General features: G+C 38.2%; 17 protein-coding genes and 1 riboswitch. Of the genes, 5 read left to right on the forward strand and 12 right to left on the reverse strand.

Annotated features, from left to right (window positions below):
- Window positions 1-16 precede the first annotated feature (16 nt).
- The 7 genes from pdaA to cax all read right to left on the reverse strand — a co-directional run bounded on the left by pdaA (window position 17) and on the right by cax (window position 7,065).
- Window positions 17-823: a delta-lactam-biosynthetic de-N-acetylase gene (gene pdaA / locus F4694_RS31170; protein ID WP_179603751.1), complete on the reverse strand. Its 807-nt coding sequence runs from the start codon at window positions 821-823 to the stop codon at window positions 17-19.
- 63 nt (window positions 824-886) lie between these two features.
- Window positions 887-1,855: a nuclease-related domain-containing protein gene (locus tag F4694_RS31175; protein WP_179603752.1), complete on the reverse strand. Its 969-nt coding sequence runs from the start codon at window positions 1,853-1,855 to the stop codon at window positions 887-889.
- Between the two features lie 321 nt (window positions 1,856-2,176).
- Window positions 2,177-3,721, reverse strand: coding sequence for a fumarate hydratase (locus tag F4694_RS31180; RefSeq protein WP_307304399.1), 1,545 nt, complete (start codon window positions 3,719-3,721; stop codon window positions 2,177-2,179).
- A gap of 129 nt (window positions 3,722-3,850) precedes the next feature.
- Complete coding sequence (locus F4694_RS31185) at window positions 3,851-4,048, reverse strand: SE1561 family protein (RefSeq protein WP_179603753.1); 198 nt, start codon at window positions 4,046-4,048, stop codon at window positions 3,851-3,853.
- 99 nt (window positions 4,049-4,147) lie between these two features.
- Window positions 4,148-4,957: a YfkD famly protein gene (locus F4694_RS31190; protein ID WP_179603754.1), complete on the reverse strand. Its 810-nt coding sequence runs from the start codon at window positions 4,955-4,957 to the stop codon at window positions 4,148-4,150.
- Window positions 4,958-5,047: 90 nt separating this feature from the next.
- Window positions 5,048-5,677 (reverse strand): YczE/YyaS/YitT family protein, encoded by a 630-nt coding sequence (locus tag F4694_RS31195; RefSeq protein ID WP_179603755.1) that lies wholly within the window; start codon window positions 5,675-5,677, stop codon window positions 5,048-5,050.
- A 335-nt stretch (window positions 5,678-6,012) separates the two neighbouring features.
- Window positions 6,013-7,065, reverse strand: coding sequence for a calcium/proton exchanger (gene cax / locus F4694_RS31200; RefSeq protein WP_179603756.1), 1,053 nt, complete (start codon window positions 7,063-7,065; stop codon window positions 6,013-6,015).
- 186 nt (window positions 7,066-7,251) lie between these two features.
- Here cax and F4694_RS31205 point away from each other — a divergent pair, with 186 nt between their 5' ends.
- Window positions 7,252-8,430, forward strand: coding sequence for an MFS transporter (locus F4694_RS31205; protein ID WP_179603757.1), 1,179 nt, complete (start codon window positions 7,252-7,254; stop codon window positions 8,428-8,430).
- A 174-nt stretch (window positions 8,431-8,604) separates the two neighbouring features.
- Window positions 8,605-10,521, forward strand: a complete 1,917-nt coding sequence (locus F4694_RS31210; RefSeq protein WP_179603758.1) for a heavy metal translocating P-type ATPase — start codon at window positions 8,605-8,607, stop codon at window positions 10,519-10,521.
- A gap of 208 nt (window positions 10,522-10,729) precedes the next feature.
- On the opposite strand, the gene F4694_RS31215 is transcribed toward F4694_RS31210, so the two are convergent.
- Window positions 10,730-11,566 carry a YihY/virulence factor BrkB family protein gene (locus F4694_RS31215; RefSeq protein WP_179603759.1) on the reverse strand — a complete coding sequence of 279 codons (837 nt, stop codon included), beginning with the start codon at window positions 11,564-11,566 and terminating at the stop codon, window positions 10,730-10,732.
- A gap of 34 nt (window positions 11,567-11,600) precedes the next feature.
- Complete coding sequence (locus tag F4694_RS31220; protein WP_179603760.1) at window positions 11,601-11,984, reverse strand: YtxH domain-containing protein; 384 nt, start codon at window positions 11,982-11,984, stop codon at window positions 11,601-11,603.
- Between the two features lie 233 nt (window positions 11,985-12,217).
- Between F4694_RS31220 and F4694_RS31225 the strand changes: the two genes are divergently transcribed.
- Window positions 12,218-12,442 carry a DUF1128 domain-containing protein gene (locus F4694_RS31225; RefSeq protein ID WP_179603761.1) on the forward strand — a complete coding sequence of 75 codons (225 nt, stop codon included), beginning with the start codon at window positions 12,218-12,220 and terminating at the stop codon, window positions 12,440-12,442.
- Between the two features lie 29 nt (window positions 12,443-12,471).
- Here the strand turns inward: F4694_RS31225 and map are convergent, their stop codons facing one another.
- Window positions 12,472-13,224: a type I methionyl aminopeptidase gene (map, locus tag F4694_RS31230; protein WP_179603762.1), complete on the reverse strand. Its 753-nt coding sequence runs from the start codon at window positions 13,222-13,224 to the stop codon at window positions 12,472-12,474.
- Window positions 13,225-13,430: 206 nt separating this feature from the next.
- Between map and F4694_RS31235 the strand changes: the two genes are divergently transcribed.
- Window positions 13,431-13,760, forward strand: coding sequence for a helix-turn-helix domain-containing protein (locus tag F4694_RS31235; protein ID WP_179603763.1), 330 nt, complete (start codon window positions 13,431-13,433; stop codon window positions 13,758-13,760).
- Window positions 13,761-13,941: 181 nt separating this feature from the next.
- Here the strand turns inward: F4694_RS31235 and F4694_RS31240 are convergent, their stop codons facing one another.
- Window positions 13,942-14,091, reverse strand: a complete 150-nt coding sequence (locus F4694_RS31240) for an anti-repressor SinI family protein (protein ID WP_373459858.1) — start codon at window positions 14,089-14,091, stop codon at window positions 13,942-13,944.
- A gap of 32 nt (window positions 14,092-14,123) precedes the next feature.
- Window positions 14,124-14,211, reverse strand: a riboswitch (cyclic di-GMP riboswitch).
- Window positions 14,212-14,823: 612 nt separating this feature from the next.
- Between F4694_RS31240 and F4694_RS31245 the strand changes: the two genes are divergently transcribed.
- On the forward strand, window positions 14,824-14,988 hold the full coding sequence (locus F4694_RS31245; protein WP_179603765.1) for a hypothetical protein: 165 nt from the start codon (window positions 14,824-14,826) through the stop codon (window positions 14,986-14,988).
- A 27-nt stretch (window positions 14,989-15,015) separates the two neighbouring features.
- Here the strand turns inward: F4694_RS31245 and hutH are convergent, their stop codons facing one another.
- Window positions 15,016-16,533: a histidine ammonia-lyase gene (gene hutH, locus F4694_RS31250; RefSeq protein WP_179603766.1), complete on the reverse strand. Its 1,518-nt coding sequence runs from the start codon at window positions 16,531-16,533 to the stop codon at window positions 15,016-15,018.
- Window positions 16,534-17,000 lie beyond the last annotated feature (467 nt).

The following is a 17,000-nucleotide window of genomic DNA, read 5'->3' on the forward strand; positions in this document are numbered from 1 at the left end:
TCCAGCTTTTTTCTGCTTATTTTCTCCAGAAACTCGGTATGATTCTTGATATGCCTTTCTTTTCTGGTTTGAATTCATCAAGACTTTTAAATTTATAGCCTTTCTTTTTCAGATCCTTAATTACTTTTTCAAGAGCATCGGCATTATCCTTCGAAACCGTGTGTAGAAGTAATACACTTCCGGGGTGAATTTGTCTCATAATGTTTAGGTAAGAATACTCCCAGCCTCTTTGTGCATTCGTATTCCAATCGACAAAAGCCAATGACCAGAATACATGTGTATAACCTTCTTCCTTCGCAATCTGCATCGTTCTCTCACTAAAAACGCCTCTTGGCGGGCGCAAATACTTCATTTTCTTTTGACCTGTTATCTCCTTGGTCTTATCCTTTACTTTTTGCAGTTCTTCAAGAATTCGCTCATCACTGATTTGGGTCATATTGGGATGATGCCACGAATGATTGCCGATGATGTGACCCTCATCCACCATACGCTTCGTCAATTCAGGCTGCGATAATAAATAATGTCCGGTCACAAAAAAAGTTGCCGGAACTTTTTCCTTTTTTAATACATCTAATATTTTTCCGGTATATCCTGCTTCATAACCATTATCAAAGGTTAGATAGAGGATTTTTGAATTTGGATCTCCTTTATAAAAAGCACCATACTTTTCAAGGATCTTTTCATACTCAGCTCCTGCATCAGGCGGCTGTTCATCCACAGCTTTCTTAAATCCCCAATGGATTGGCTTATTTGGAACATACCCATACGTAACCTGAGGCACCATTAACAGCAGCAAACTAAGGATGCATAAAAACTTTTTCATCCATGTTCCCCCTATTTTGTTTTTTATAGTGTTTGTTTGTAATTGGGAAACATGATTAGTATTTTAAGGAAAAAGTTTTGGCTGGTGGTAAACACGACCTTTATTTGTTCCTGTATAAGGCAAATTTAAAGTGGAAAACAGATAAGTTGCCGCTCTTGCAGAAGGAAGATGGAGGAATTCCACTAATTCATGATTTGTAATAGTGGGTTTGATTAGTAGAAAAAAATCATTTATGGCTTTAATAAAAGGATCTCTCGCTCTCATTTGACAGGACAAACATTCCCAATATCCCCCTTTATATAGCATTGGAATAACTGAACATCTTGGGCACTTAACCCCAGTTATTTCACTTTTATGGATTCCATATTTTTGCAAAATATTAGGTATCAATGGAGTATGTTTATTTTTTAATAATTTACTCAGTTTTCCTGCGGTTTTTTCATCAAATACTTCTTTAGTATAGAACTTGTCATTTTGCTCAATTTTATGCAAAAGATTCTCTGCACGGGTAACTCTTTTCTCAGCTTCAGTATAGCCTGGACTTATCATTATGTTTGATGATGTATTCGTAATACAGACTAGGTGTTCAATCGGAATCACTGGAATTTTATTTTTCTCAAAGAAGTATTTAAGAAGGATTTTATGGTTGTTAGCTTGAATGAGGGGATTTTGGAAGATTTCATTTTCATTCGATCCATTTAAAGTTCGAGTTAATTGATTTTTTTCAAATAACAGTGTTCCTGCATAGTTCTTTGACTCAATCAGCAAACCAGATTTAGTTGACGTCAGAAGGGAATCGATTTGGAAAAAGTTTTTTCCAATCGGCAGCCTCAACCCTTGAAAGATATGATGCTTTTTTGTAGGAAGTGAATGTAAAAAGTAATCAACTGTCTTTTCTCCTCGATAACCAGCTGTTAACTTTTTAAGATTTCCTTCAACCTCGGGAAATTTGGGGTGATTTTTATCTAGTCTCCCTGCTAGTGCCTCATGTTTTTCTAAATTACTTGATTTGGTAAGTTCTAACTCAAACACATTATCCCTCCTACTTCATTTGGGATATTAATTTCTGTAAAATCAGGTGAAATTCCTTTAATTAAGTCAAATTATTCAATATATCTACATATCTTAACAAGCTGAGTTATAGATATCTACACAGTTTGCTCTTATATCTACACAAAATGAATTTTATCTACACACATTCTAATTTTATCTACACAGATTATAGCGATATCTACACACTTTCTACCTATATCTACACAAATCTAAAATATATCTACACATCCACGAAAAATATCTACAAATTGACATTCTACACAAAAAGAGCAGGCCCACGATATGAGCCTGCTCCCAATTCTAACTAAACACCTTATCCTTAAACTGTGCTAATTTCTCCAATGAAGACTTATCCACATCAGCATGCAAGCTGTTTCCGTGTGAATCCATGGTTACTACAGCTGTGAAACCTTCTACGCGCAGGTGCCACATCGCTTCAGGGATACCAAATTGCATAAGATCGACACCTTCAACCCCTTTGATACAATCTGCATAATACTGAGCAGCGCCGCCGATAGCGTTTAGATACACGCCGCCATGCTCCTTAAGCGCAGCGAGTGTACGAGGACCCATTCCACCTTTTCCTATTACCGCGCGGATACCAAACTTCTTCATAATGTCTCCTTGGTAAGGCTCCTCCCGAATACTTGTTGTTGGGCCGGCAGCCTTAACATGCCAAACTCCATCTTTATCCTTCAGCATAACAGGACCACAGTGGTAAATGACTTGTCCATTTAAATCCACTGGTGAATCATGATCAGACAGGTATTTATGAATGGCGTCACGGCCGGTGTACATCATCCCGTTAATTTGAACAACGTCCCCTACTTTTAACTCACGAATTTGTTCTTCACTAATCGGAGCTTGCAACGTAATAACATCATTAGCGCGTGCAGCTGCAGTTTCCTTTTCTGCTTGAGTCTCCTCAAAATCAATGAATTCCCCATCTTGATACATCCACTCATTAATCTCGCCTGAAACAGGGTCAACACTTACGCCTAAACGACGGAATGCCCAGCAATTGTAAGCCACAGAAACATAGAAGCTTGCAGGAATTCGGTTCATTACTCCTACTTTACAGCCTAACAGCGTTGCTTCTCCGCCAAAGCCCATCGTCCCGATACCCAATTTATTGGCATTTTCTAACACATACTCTTCTAGAGCACGCAAATCGTCGTTTGGATTAACATCATCCAACGAGCGGAATAACTGTTCCTTAGCTAAATCATAGCCAGATGAACGGTCGCCGCCAATACCAACTCCGATAAAACCAGCACTGCATCCTTGACCCTGTGCTTGGTAAACAGAGTGCATGATACACTTACGAATGCCATCCAGATCACGTCCGGCTCTTCCTAGTCCTTCTAATTCACATGGAAGGCTGTATTGGATGTTTTTATTTTCACAGCCGCCGCCTTTTAGAATCAGACGAACGTCGATATAATCTTTTTCCCATTGATCAAATTTCATAACCGGTAAGCCGGCACCAAGATTGTCGCCGCTGTTTTCACCTGTCAAAGAATCAACAGAGTTTGGACGCAGCTTACCTTCTTTTGTGGCGATAACGATTGCATTTTTAATCGCTTCTTTTATTTCTAATTGGTTTACACCAACAGGCGTTTTAATTTTAAATGTTGGTAATCCGGTATCTTGGCAAATAGGTGAAACTTGATCATCTGCCATTTTAATGTTATTGGTAATGGTCGCGAGGCTCATTGCTGCACTCGTACCTGCGTTTTCCTTCTCCTTTGCCGCTTTAACTGCTCGGCGTACATCCTTTGGAAGCTTTGTAGAAGTTTCAACCACTAACTTGTACATGCTTTCCTGAAATTTCTCGATATTCACCTAAAATACCCCTTTCCCCATGTCCGATTCGCAATCTATTTAAAAATTACAACTATTTGACGCTTATTATTATACTCCTATAAACAAATCTTTTAAAGGTAAAGGTTTTCAAAAAAATAGAGCCTGTATTTATACAGACTCTGGTGCTTCGCGGTGATTGAATTCCTTACATTTGGATTCGAGTTCATCAATCATTTTGATTAAGTTGTCAATATCATCAAGATCCGTATCCTCCGGATCGATTGCATCTAGAACATCTAGAAACATGTTTAAACGTTGCTTTAAAAAGCTAACTTGTGTATTTTTATCATGCGTCGGACTGCCCAAATTTGATTCTCCCCCTTCTATGGAAATTATCTTACACTTTCTAAAGCTCTTTTTCAAAAAAGAACCCCTACGACCTGTGTAGGAGTTCTTTCTCCATCATCATCTTGGTCTTTCTGACGCAGCAAAACCAAATGAAACATGGTCCTGAACCGGTATCCATGCCCCGATTCCTTGTGAGGTTACATTTTTAACAACAATCACTTTTTTACTTCCCTTAAGCATTAAATATACTTCTCCGTAGGTAACTTTCCCTTTTTCATTCACTGCCGGTGCGTAAGCATATAAGTATCCTAAGCGGTTGACAGGGATATTGTAGACGTGGTCGTTTTTCGTTCCTGCCCCAATAATCGTATCAAACGCAAGTGGTAGACGAGTTTTTTCCATCGCTTTTAACAGCATCATCTTTTTTACATCCTCTGCGTTTTCGATTTTTGCTGTTAACCCGCCTCGGATATTTTTTTGCGCCTCTTGAACATAGTGAATCTGGTAAGGTACATTCCCGCCGCGATTATCATAGTAGTTTGTATTAATTTTTTGATATTCCCAGTTGGGTGCGGTTTCCGTTGATTCATAATTTAATGGCCACTGACCTAGGTATACGATTGCTCGGTAACCAAGCGCGAATGGTGTACTATTAATGCTTGACTCATTTAGCATGCGGATTAAATCTGGATTTTCAATCTTCACCTTAGAAGAGTCAATCAATTGCTTCGTTAATTCACTTGGCTGCAAAGTTGGCAGGTCCTGAGTGGAATTAGGATACGTATTTTCCTTCGTAATATTACGTACTGAAGGAGGGATTTGATAGGTTGCAGGTTCTTTTTTAGCATTTTTTGTTTCAGCAGAGGCTGTTGGCAGGATTGCTAACAGTAGTAGCAGTGTCACTACGATAGGAAACAACTTTTTCACAAGAAAAAACTCCTTTCACAATATGGCAGTAATAAGTCTGCTTATATTGTTTTCGGAGTTAAAAACTTTTATCCATAACCTCAAATTATTTCAATATTTCGCTTGAAAATTCCCTTCTAACAATCTATTCATTAATTTTTCAAAAAAAGGAAAACACAGCTGAACAAAGGGACCGATGGTAAACGTAATAATGATGGTTCCAATACCAATTGGTCCTTGGAGCAAAAGCGCTGGAAATAAAGCAACAAGTTCCCCAATTGTCTTTGCTTTCATTAAACTAACGCTAAAACGTTCTCTAATGGCCATCATAAAAGAATCAATTGGACTAGAGGGAAACTTAGCTTGTAAATAAATTGCTGCACCCATACCTATAATAAATATCCCAAGAATTAAAGTAACGAATTTAAACATTAATCCATTCGCTGCAAATGATTCAAATACAAAAAACATCCATAAGTCGACCAAAGACCCAATTAAGATGATGGTTAATAGCGATAATAGCTGAGGCTTTCTTTTTACCAAGAATGAGTTAATAACCACTAACACTGCACCCTCGATAATAATCCAGCTGCCAATCGTTAAACCTATCCATTCGGTAAGGGCGACATTTAGAGCGTCCCAAGCCCCAGCCCCAAGCTCTGCTTTAATCGTTAAACAAACACCAAAAGTCATAATTGATAAACCTGCAAAAAAGAATAGAAACCGATAAAATAACGCCATTTGTATCTCCTTAAAAAAAATATTAATCTGAACATTTACAAAATTCAATTAATCATTTATACTATACTTAACCTTTAAAGAAGGAGGGCAGTAATCAATCGACGAACCATTTACTTTAAGGAGGTTGGGATTCCAATTATATATGTTCAACACTCGTGTTTTTCTATTAAAAAATTAACATGAAGGTTGGTGATTGATGGTCCCAAGAAACGCGATTGGTTTTACCCCACAAACGCATAATGCTTAAATATTATAGCATAGTTAAAGGTTTACCCTTACATCGAATTGATAATTAATAAAAGACTCTGCGCCCCCAGGCACAGAGTCTTTTTACGTTATAGCAGGAAGAATCCTATGCCCATAATGAAATAGGCAGCTAGCAGGGTGAGTCCCTCAAACCAGTTAGATTCACCGTCATTTGAAATGACAACCATCAAGAGGACCGAGGTTACCATTGCAATTAACTCTGGCATTGTAAAAACGAGCGGCATGGTTTCAGTAAAGAAAAGTGAGACGAGGACGAGTACAGGTAATACAAACATGGCAATTTGGAGAGTAGAACCAATTGCAATTTCTACCGCAATGTCCATTTTATTTTTATATGCCATAACAATGGCAGATGCATGCTCTGCTGCATTACCCACAATGGCAACGATTATTACCCCAATAAATAATTCTGACCAGCCAAATGATTCAGCTACATATTCGAAGGTATGAACAAGATTCTCAGATATATAGGCGACTGCGAGTGTTGCAGCTAATAAAACCCCAATTGCCTTCCCTTTACTCCATTCAGGTTCTTCCTCATGATGCACTCCAGATTTCTCACTTTGATAAACCCCTCGGTGTGTAACAAGTTTAAAGAATAATGCGGCAAGATAAAGCAAGATTAAAATAACCGATATCCCAATACTTAATGTTAAGGTTTTGGATTCGTTCATTTCCATTGCAAAAACTTCAGGAATCACGAAAGCCACAATAACGGCGAACATAAGAAGTCCTGAATTATGTCTTGCATCATGTACGTTAAAAGCCTGCCGTTTAAACTTTATCCCGCCTATAAAAAAGGATAAACCTGCAACAAGCAGGAGATTTCCGAGCACCGATCCTGTTAAGGAAGCCAACACCACGCCAACCAATCCGGCTTTTAAAGCAAAGACTGAAATAATTAATTCTACTGCATTTCCGAATGTTGCATTGAGCAGTCCGCCTATCCGCGGTCCTGCAACAATCGCTAAACTTTCAGTTGCCCTTCCCATATAACTGGCTAAGGCAATAATAGAGACACAGTAAACAATAAAGAGGACCATGGTTGGCCAATGCATCAATGTCCCAATCACTGAAAGCGGGACTCCAATAAAAGTAAGCAGCATAAATATTTTTTCCACTGTTTCTCCTCCTAAGGGCTGACATAGAAAATGAATATGTTAAAAATGTATAAAAATTCCTCCAGTATGATAGTTCCCTATTTTTGTGCTATTTAACAGGATTGGTGAATATTTTTCTTGCAAATGCATTATTTTCCAGATACCATCGAATGGAAATTAATTATTTAAACAAACGAGGAATCTTCTATGAATAAAAGTTACCATCGATTATGGATATTGGTTACGATTGTCGCCATTTCTGGTTTCTCACAAGGAATGCTGCTGCCATTAATCGCAGTTATTTTTGAAAAAGGCGGAGTTTCCTCTTCTCTTAATGGATTAAATGCCACCGCGCTTTATATTGGAATTCTTCTAGTCTCTCCTTTTATGGAAGCACCGCTGCGGAAATATGGCTATAAACCAACGATTATTATTGGCGGCGGGCTTGTAGTGGTGGCACTGGCATTGTTTCCATTGTGGAAATCCTTCTGGTTTTGGTTCGGCTTGCGGGCACTCATTGGAATAGGTGACCATGCCTTGCATTTTGCCACACAAACCTGGATTACCTCCTCCTCTCCTTCCGAGAAAAGAGGGCGCAACGTATCATTGTATGGATTATTTTTTGGAATTGGATTTGCAAGTGGACCATTGATGACTCCTCTCGTTGATGTAAATGAAGCTTTACCATTTATCATTTCATCTATTTTATGTTTACTTGGCTGGGTATTCGTATTTACATTGAAAAACGAGTTTCCTGAACAAGAAGTTGGGATTAATACATTTTTCAGCACCATTAAACGCTTCAAAAGGACCATGAAATATGGCTGGATAGCCTTCCTACCAACTTTCTGCTATGGTTTCTTAGAATCTTCCTTAAATGGCAGCTTTCCAGTATATGCTTTAAGAAGTAATATTGACGTTGCTAGTGTTTCCTTAGTGTTAACAGCCTTTGCCATTGGAAGTGTCATCACCCAGCTGCCACTAGGTGTACTAAGCGACCAATATGGAAGAAGAAATATTTTGATGGTTGTATTACTTCTTGGATTCTTAAGTTTTTCCGCTGCAAGTCTATTTGAACAGTCCTTTATCGGGCTATTCATCTCCGTGCTTTTATCAGGAATGGTAGTGGGATCAACATTTTCTCTTGGCATTAGTTATATGACGGATTTAGTGCCTAAGACTTTGCTGGCGACAGGAAATTTATTATGCGGAATCTTTTTTAGCTTAGGCAGTTTAAGCGGCCCAATTATTGGCGGTATTTTCATTCAATTTTTTGAAAATATAAGCTTCTTTTACATTATTAGTACCATGCTGTTAATCTTATCAATCGTCATTTATGTATTTGGGAAAAAGACATTTTCAATTGCAGAGCAACATCATTCTTAACCTTAATTTTGGAGCATTTATCTATATTAAACATAAACTATATGATAAAATAGAATTAACTTAATCTAATAATTGTTTTTGGAAGAATGCTGTCATCTTAATTGATGACAGCTTTCGTGTTTTTTAAGGGTAATGATTTTGATTATTTTTCTCAATTAGGGGAGGGAATTGAAAATGAGTGCGGATGCTAAGAGATTAACTAAGGTGATTCCAAAAATTGGCTTTATAGAGAAAATTAAGCCTCATGCAGAACTGATTGCTGCAGGTTTAAGCGGTGTTTTCATTGCAACAGGATGGATGACAGACAAAATGAATGACCATGTCGCTTCAATTATCTTATATTTATTGGCTTTCGTAATTGGCGGATTTGCTAAGGCCAAGGAAGGAATTGAAGCAACGTATGAAAACAAACAATTAAATGTTGAAATGCTGATGATTTTTGCTGCGATTGGGTCCGCGATTATTGGTTACTGGACAGAAGGCGCCATACTAATCTTTATTTTTGCTGTTAGTGGGGCATTAGAAACCTATACGATGAACAAGAGTCACAAAGAGATCTCATCACTAATGGAACTGCAGCCTGAAGAAGCCCTTCTTATTAACAATGGTGCGGAAAGGCGTGTACCTGTTTCCGAGCTGAAAGTCGGCGACCTCATTCTGGTTAAGCCTGGGGAAAGAATTCCTTCAGATGGCGTCATTAAGAAGGGACATACAAACATTGATGAAGCTGCTATTACAGGTGAATCGATGCCCGTCTCAAAAGGACTAGAGACGGAAGTGTTTGCAGGGACGGTAAATTTAACAGGCGCAATCACTGTACAAACAACAAAAGCAAGTAATGAAACACTCTTTCACAAGATCATTGAGCTTGTACAATCTGCGCAAAGCGAAAAATCTCCATCACAACTGTTTATTGAACGGTTTGAAGGTACCTATGTAAAAACGGTTTTACTAGTCGTTTTATTAATGATGTTTCTGCCCTATTTTTTACTTGATTGGACCTGGAATGAGTCGTTTTACCGGGCGATGATTTTATTAGTTGTTGCTTCCCCTTGCGCCCTTGTTGCTTCCATTATGCCAGCAACATTATCAGCAATTTCTAATGGCGCAAAACGCGGGATTCTAGTCAAAGGCGGCGTACATTTAGAGAATCTGAGCCACTTGAAAGCTATTGCCTTCGACAAAACCGGTACGCTGACCAAAGGGAAACCTGAGGTTACCGAAATTATCGTTAATGAAAACTTTAGTGAAGCAGAGCTATTATGGAAAACAGCTTCAATCGAAAACCAATCCAATCATCCTCTTGCACAATCGATTGTCAAATATGCGAAAGCCAATCTGGACCGAAACCTTCTTCAGCCAGAAAAACTGGAAGATGTTTCGGGGTGGGGTGTAAAAGCGGAAATAAATGGTGAGCAGTGGAAAATAGGCAAGGCTGATTTTGTTGGAAAAGAGGCTGCTCTATCATTCGCGGACGGCAAAGCAGCTAGCCTTGCAAGTCAAGGGAATACACTTGTATTTGTACAAGTAAACGATTGTTTAGCTGCGATGATCGCTTTAAAAGATGTGGTTAGACAAGAAACGAAGCTGGCCATCGACCATTTAAAGAAACAAGGTATCTATACTGTTATGCTTACTGGTGATAGTGAGAAAACGGCAAACGTGATTGCAGAGGAAAGCCATGTGGATCAATTCTACGCAGAATGTCTGCCTGAAGAGAAGGTGGAGCAGCTTAAAAAGCTGAAGGAGAAATATGGAACCATTGCGATGGTTGGCGATGGCATTAATGATGCCCCCGCTTTAGCGACAGCAAATGTTGGAATTGCCATGGGTGAAGGTTCCGATGTGGCACTTGAAACCGCGGATATAGTCCTAATGAAAAATGATTTACCACGGATTGCGGAAGCGATTCATCTTTCGCAACGGATGAACACCATTATTAAACAAAATGTCATCTTTTCAATCACAGTGATTATGGTCTTAATTTCATCCAACTTCTTTCAATTGCTGGATTTGCCATTTGGTGTCATTGGGCATGAAGGCAGTACCATTCTTGTCATTCTTAACAGTTTAAGACTGCTCAAAAAATAAAAGACCGGGCTTTTTAGCCCGGTTTTATTTAATGATATCCGTTGCTTCCGTTCGCAGATCCAGAAGTTTTATTTCCTTTACTGCCTTTACCCTTTTGTTTTGTTCCGCCATCTTTTTTTGTATGTTTGGTCATGATTTAGCCCCCTCATTGAAATCTGTTCCCCATGTATATTGTCTGCAGTTAAGAATGCTTTCATTAAGAGAAATTTTAACAGTTTGATTTATTCTTCTCGGTATAGAAAGCGTTGATCTCGCCGCCGAGAATGATAATAAACCCCGATATATATAACCAAATGAGTAAGACTATGATGGCTCCAATACTTCCATAGGTCAGTGAAAAGTTGTTAAATTTACTTACATAGATAGATAACGCATAGGATGAAAGGATCCAGCCCACGGTTGCAAAACCAGCTCCTGGGAATGCACTTCTACAGCGTAATTTAACGTTGGGCGCAATCCAATACAAGCCCGTGAAAATCAAAAATAATATCAGGGCGCTGACGACTAATCTTAACATTTCCCAAATGCGGAGGAATTCCAGTTTAAAACCTAAATAAGAGAAAAGAAAAATTCCAATTTCCCTTCCGAATATTGGAAGTAATACAGCTACAATAAAAACAAAAATCATTCCGATCGTCAGCACGATGGCCATACCTCTAGAAACAATAAATGAACGACTTTCGTTCACATTGTATGCTTTGTTAAAAGCTCTTACTAGTGCATGAATTCCATTAGATGCAGACCAAATGGTTCCAATAACCCCAATGGAAAGCAGTCCTCCGTTGCGATTATTCATCACATGGTTAACATTTTTTTCGATTAAATCCATTGTCTGCGGGGGTGCAAACTCTCTAATACTGCCTAAAATATCAGGGTATGGTATGGGCAGATATGGCAGTAACGTAAAAATAAAAATAAGAAGTGGAAACAGTGAAAGAAGAAAAAAATAGGCGAGCTGTGCGGATAAACCTGGTATATCATCTTCTTCTATCCGGTGCCATAATAATCGTAACAGGGATTTACGAACATTCACTGCCTTCTCCATTTGTCTCACCTCTCCTCGTATTCCAATTGTATTATTATTTCTCTGCTGTTTCTTCTTCCACAACAATCTCTTTTAATAAATCGTCGACGATTGCAGAATCTTCATGTTTAGAGAAAGTACTTCTCGTTTCCTTGATCACTTCTTTTACCTGAGGAGTTAACTCACGCAGTTCGTCCACTTTTTCAGTAATGTAGGAAATGTCCTCGCTAACCTGTTCAATCGTATTCCTAAGTTTTTCTGCGGTCTCCTTAACATTTTCCGTAATTTCTCCAGGATGACGAACCACATAAGAAACCTGCTCGTACGCTTTTTTCACGTTTACCTTCATATCCTGTCTTGTTTTTTTATCTAACAAGCTAAGTGCTCCGCCTGCTAAGGCACCATAGATAATGCCTTTGAAAAATAAATTTTTACCCATTTTTTTAACCTCTCCTTTCGATTTGTTTTTATCATATTTTTCGGACACGATAAAAAAATACCAATATACTCCACTTTATATTCTGCTTTAAGCTTGCGGCAAAATGCAAGCGTCGGTCCTATTTTAACCCTATTATTTTATTACCCATCATTAGAAGCATTAAAACAAGTTTAGATTGACATCTTCCATTGAAAATGGAAAGATAAAGTTACGAATACTGAAAGGGTGACGGGATGAATTTATCAGAGAAAACAGTTGAAAATGTGGAGTATATGATTGAACAAATAAAAGAAAAATTAAAGGTATTAAATCTCGGAGCCATTAAACCTTCACACTTTGATGAAGAAATGTACGAGGAATTAAAAGAAATTTATGAAATGGTTATGAAAAAACCTTCATTTAGTCCGAACGAAATGCAAGCTTTAGTAGAGGAATTAGGAAACCTTCGCAAAAAATAAATAAAACAGATCTCAAGGGATCTGTTTTTTTATTTATCCTGTTCAGTTAAAATAATTGGACCATTCTTAGTGATGGCAATGGTGTGTTCATACTGTGCCGAATATTTCCCATCAATCGTCCTAGCTGTCCAGCCATTACTATCCATTTTTGTTTGGTACATCCCGATATTGACCATTGGCTCAATCGTAAATACCATTCCTTCTTTTATTCTAGGACCTTTTCCAGGCAGTCCGTAATGTGGTACATCGGGTTTTTCATGGATGACCGCACCAATTCCATGACCAATAAAATCACGAACCACTGATAAGCCTTCCCCTTCGACATAGGTTTGAATAGCATGACCGATATCTCCTATTCGATTTCCAGGGACAGCCTGCTCAATTCCTTTATAAAGAGCCTCTTTTGTTACCGTTAATAAATGCTCTGTTTCTTTAGAGACACTTCCAACCGCATAAGACCATGCAGAATCCGCTAATCCGCCATTATAATTGACGACCATATCTATGGTTACGATATCCCCATCCTTTAACGGCTCCTTTCTAGGGAATCCATGACATACTTCGTCGTTAATGCTGGCACAGGTGGCGTATTCATAACCTTTATAGCCCTTTTGCTGTGGGGTAGCATTGTGTTTTATAAGAAAATCATCCACAAACTCATCAATTTCCCAAGTTGTTATACCTGGCTTAATCATTTTTGCAATTTCTTTATGACATAACGCAAGAATTTCTCCTGCTTTTTTCATTCTCTCGATTTCCCGCTGTGATTTAAGAACAATCATGATCTTCCCCACCTTTTTATATTATTTTTATGTATTCTTAGAGAATTGGCAACACACTTTAATCTTATCGCTATGCTAACATTTTTTCAAAAAAATTTTGACTTTGAAAAATATTTTTGTCATAATTAACTGTTCTTAATATGGAACTTTTTCTGCTTATCTGATAAAATTATTATAGCTATAATACAAATTAGGTGTGTGAGCTCATGATAGGTGATCGTGTAAAAAAATTACGTTTAGAAAAAAGGATGTCATTATCAGAACTTGCTGAGCAAGCTGGAGTTGCTAAATCTTACTTAAGCTCTCTAGAGAGAAACCTGCAAAGAAATCCATCTATTCAATTCCTAGAAAAGATTTCTTCTGTATTAAACGTTCCTGTTGACCATTTAATAAATGAACACATTAATAAAGAAGAGTTAGATAGTGATTGGATGAGTATTGTTAAAGAGGCGATGGATTCGGGTGTTTCAAAAGAACAATTTCGCGATTTTATTGAATTCAATAAGTGGCGCATTGGTCAAAATAATAACGAATAAAGAAAAGCGGAAGGCGCCCGCCTATCGGCGACAAGCATAAGACGAGCCGGCTGAAAGGTTGGTTTTTAACCTTTTGGACGGATTGGCTTATGACCTCGAGAGATGGCGCCTGGAGCTGGACAACTAAAAGAACAAAGCATACTACCAGCATTTTGTAGTATGCTTTGTTCTTTTATGTATCTTAGCGATTCTTTAGTACTACCTCTCCTACCTCGTTCTGATGGAGAAAATTAAGGATTGCCTCCTTCGAAATTCCTAGCTCCTTAGCCTCTAAAATAAGAGCTAACCACTCTGCATCCATTCCATTCTTCAAACTACCAGTTATCCCCACTCTCATTCACTCCTAAAATACATATTCGTATTCCAGGCAGCCCGGCCATCATAGCAAAATCAATACCTTAGATCCTCGGCTTTGCGTCCCCAATTTTCAATGGGTTTGCCCTTTTCTGTTTCTTAATACTCATTAATCTTTGACTATTCAGTATATTTGGCACACTTGTCTTTCTGGTTCATAATTACTATGTTTATTATATCTAGTACTTTTTTAGTAACGTGTTATAATTTGTCAAATATTTCATTTTTTCGAACCTTTTTTTTACACAATTTATTCCAATATTCTACAAAAAACTCTTAGGTATTTTGTAGAATGTATAAATTTTACATTTTAGATGGAAGTTTATTGGAAAACAGAGAGGGTTAAAGTCGAAATTGAGCTTTCTGCTTTCTTACTAATTAATATGCATATGAAAGACGAGAAATAGCTGTGAATTTTGTCTATTTTGTGACAATTGACTTATATCATAAACACCATTACAATATACTAAATATTATAAATATTCAAATAATGGTGGTGATCCTAGACCATGACAGCCATTCATGTGTTGAATTACGCTATTCCGATTGCCTTTGTTGTATTTTTTGGTTACCTTCTTGATCGCATGTGTAAACCTGCAAAGTCTGATGAAAAAATAGAAGGAGATTAATACTCTATCTTTCCTCCTCGTTACTAATAAATTTCCTTCGTTTGGGAATGATACATTCGAAGACGAAAGGAGTGTTTAATTTGGCACGTGGAGAACATTTTAACCATAAGAAAAAAGGTCATCCTGGCGATTTACCAAAAGATAACTTAGTTGAGAAACACTCAAAGGATGCCATCGGAGACGAGGAATTTATTGTAGTACAAGAAGCATTTAAGAACAGGGTAGAAACGAAAGACGTAGAATAAAAGGCGTGAATTTCACGCCTTTTTTGCCTATTTAACATTATCAAATTTCTGGATAAGCTTCTTTAAGTCCCATTCTTTTAGACCTGTTGCAGCCCTTTCAATATCCTTTGAAAAGATACGATCCTTGTTTATGGAAGCAACAAGCTCTCTCCCCTTCACATACACCCGCTTTGTCTGGCTGGCCATTTTATCTACCCCGCGGATTTCAACCGCCTGCATGGCACAAATGAGTTCAATCGCCAGCACTCTTCGCGCATTCTGAATAATTTGATACGCATGTCTAGAGGCGATGGTTCCCATGCTCACATGGTCTTCTTGATTGGCAGAAGATGGAATGGAATCGACACTTGCTGGGTGTGCCAGTGTTTTATTTTCTGATACTAACGACGCAGCCGCATATTGCATAATCATCGCACCTGACTGCAAACCAGGCTCAGGGCTTAAGAAAGGAGGCAAATCATTCAACTGCGGATTTACTAATCTCTCGATACGTCTTTCAGATATATTCGCCAGCTCTGCCACTGCAATTTTCATAAAATCCATCGCGAAAGCAATCGGCTGACCATGAAAATTCCCTCCAGAAATAACCTTTTCTCCATCATCAAAAATCAATGGATTATCTGTTGCGGCATTCATTTCGATTTCTAATTTTTCTTTTACATAATCCAATGCCTGCCAGGAAGCCCCATGAACCTGTGGAATACACCTTATCGAATAAGCATCTTGAACCCTGTATTCTCCTTGGACACTGGTTAGTAAACTGTCGCATAGGTAACGGCGGATTCTCGCTGCGGTGTCAATTTGCTGCTGGTAACCCCTTGCAATATGAACTTCCTCATCAAACGCATCCATGATTCCATTCAATCCTTCTATTGTCATTGATGCGATCAGTTCACTTTCTAATGCCAGCTGTTCTGCTTCAAGATAACCGATAATTCCCATCGCGGTCATTGCCTGGGTTCCATTAATTAATGCAAGACCCTCTTTTGCCTCTAAAGTTATCGGATGAATCCCTTCCATTTGCAGTGCATGAATCGATTCCATGCGATTTCCTTTATAAAATACTTCCCCTTCCCCAATAAGCACTAACGCTAAATGGGAGAGCGGCGCCAAATCACCGCTCGCACCTAGTGATCCCTGCTCCGGAATAACCGGTATGATTTCAGTATTGACCAATTCCAATAGTTTCTCGATCACAATCGGTCTAACACCTGAATATCCTTTTAACAGTGCATTGGCTCGTAAAAGCACCATCGCCTTTGAAACAATCTCAGGAAAAGGATCGCCGACTCCACATGCATGGGAACGAATTAAGTTTAGTTGTAAATCCCTGACGTGTTCTTTATCGATGATGACATCACTAAACTTACCAAAACCAGTATTTATACCGTAAACCACTTTATGATTGGAAACGATTTTCTCCACAGCTTCACGGCTTTTTTTTACAAGATCCATACTTTTCTCAGAAGGAAAAACCTTTTCATTCCGATATAAAACTTCTTTCATTTGCTCCAACGTTAAACTTTGACCTGTTAGCATGATCATATGTCTCGCCCCTCTACCACTTTATTAGAATAAAGAAAGAGGCTGGATTCCATATCAGATTAGATTTGGAGTCCAGCCTCTTTTATAAACATTACATCATTTACTTTTGTTATTGCATGCCTCATAGGTTATCAGTCCATTCAAAAATTCTATTAATTCAATAATTATTGTATGTGATAAAAAGCTTAATTGTCAACAGAATTGTCAGAATTTTAGCACGATATCACTTTAGCGAGATAATATAGGAAAGGTTGGCTCTGTTTACAATTAAAGAGGTCCGGAGGTGCTTTTCTTAAAATACCTGCCGAAATGACAGTCGTATTGGCTAGCGTTATTGGTATGAGTAACTCAGCAAAAGTAAAATTAGCGGAAATTTTCCGGTTAAATGCCGAATGGAGCTTGTTTCGGGGAATATAAGCGGAGATTTTCCGACTATGCAAAGCAAAATCCCCCATTTTGGCATTTTT

Source organism: Neobacillus driksii (assembly GCF_013409995.1).
Classification (GTDB): domain Bacteria; phylum Bacillota; class Bacilli; order Bacillales; family Cytobacillaceae; genus Neobacillus; species Neobacillus driksii.

What these genes read in the sequence shown, in the direction of transcription:
- hutH (WP_179603766.1), bottom strand. Translation starts at nt 16,533, where the DNA reads ATGATCATGCTAACAGGTCAAAGTTTAACGTTGGAGCAAATGAAAGAA.
- pdaA (WP_179603751.1), bottom strand. Translation starts at nt 823, where the DNA reads ATGAAAAAGTTTTTATGCATCCTTAGTTTGCTGCTGTTAATGGTGCCT.
- F4694_RS31235 (WP_179603763.1), top strand. Translation starts at nt 13,431, where the DNA reads ATGATAGGTGATCGTGTAAAAAAATTACGTTTAGAAAAAAGGATGTCA.
- F4694_RS31210 (WP_179603758.1), top strand. Translation starts at nt 8,605, where the DNA reads ATGAGTGCGGATGCTAAGAGATTAACTAAGGTGATTCCAAAAATTGGC.
- F4694_RS31220 (WP_179603760.1), bottom strand. Translation starts at nt 11,984, where the DNA reads ATGGGTAAAAATTTATTTTTCAAAGGCATTATCTATGGTGCCTTAGCA.
- F4694_RS31225 (WP_179603761.1), top strand. Translation starts at nt 12,218, where the DNA reads ATGAATTTATCAGAGAAAACAGTTGAAAATGTGGAGTATATGATTGAA.
- F4694_RS31215 (WP_179603759.1), bottom strand. Translation starts at nt 11,566, where the DNA reads ATGGAGAAGGCAGTGAATGTTCGTAAATCCCTGTTACGATTATTATGG.
- F4694_RS31195 (WP_179603755.1), bottom strand. Translation starts at nt 5,677, where the DNA reads ATGGCGTTATTTTATCGGTTTCTATTCTTTTTTGCAGGTTTATCAATT.
- F4694_RS31205 (WP_179603757.1), top strand. Translation starts at nt 7,252, where the DNA reads ATGAATAAAAGTTACCATCGATTATGGATATTGGTTACGATTGTCGCC.
- map (WP_179603762.1), bottom strand. Translation starts at nt 13,224, where the DNA reads ATGATTGTTCTTAAATCACAGCGGGAAATCGAGAGAATGAAAAAAGCA.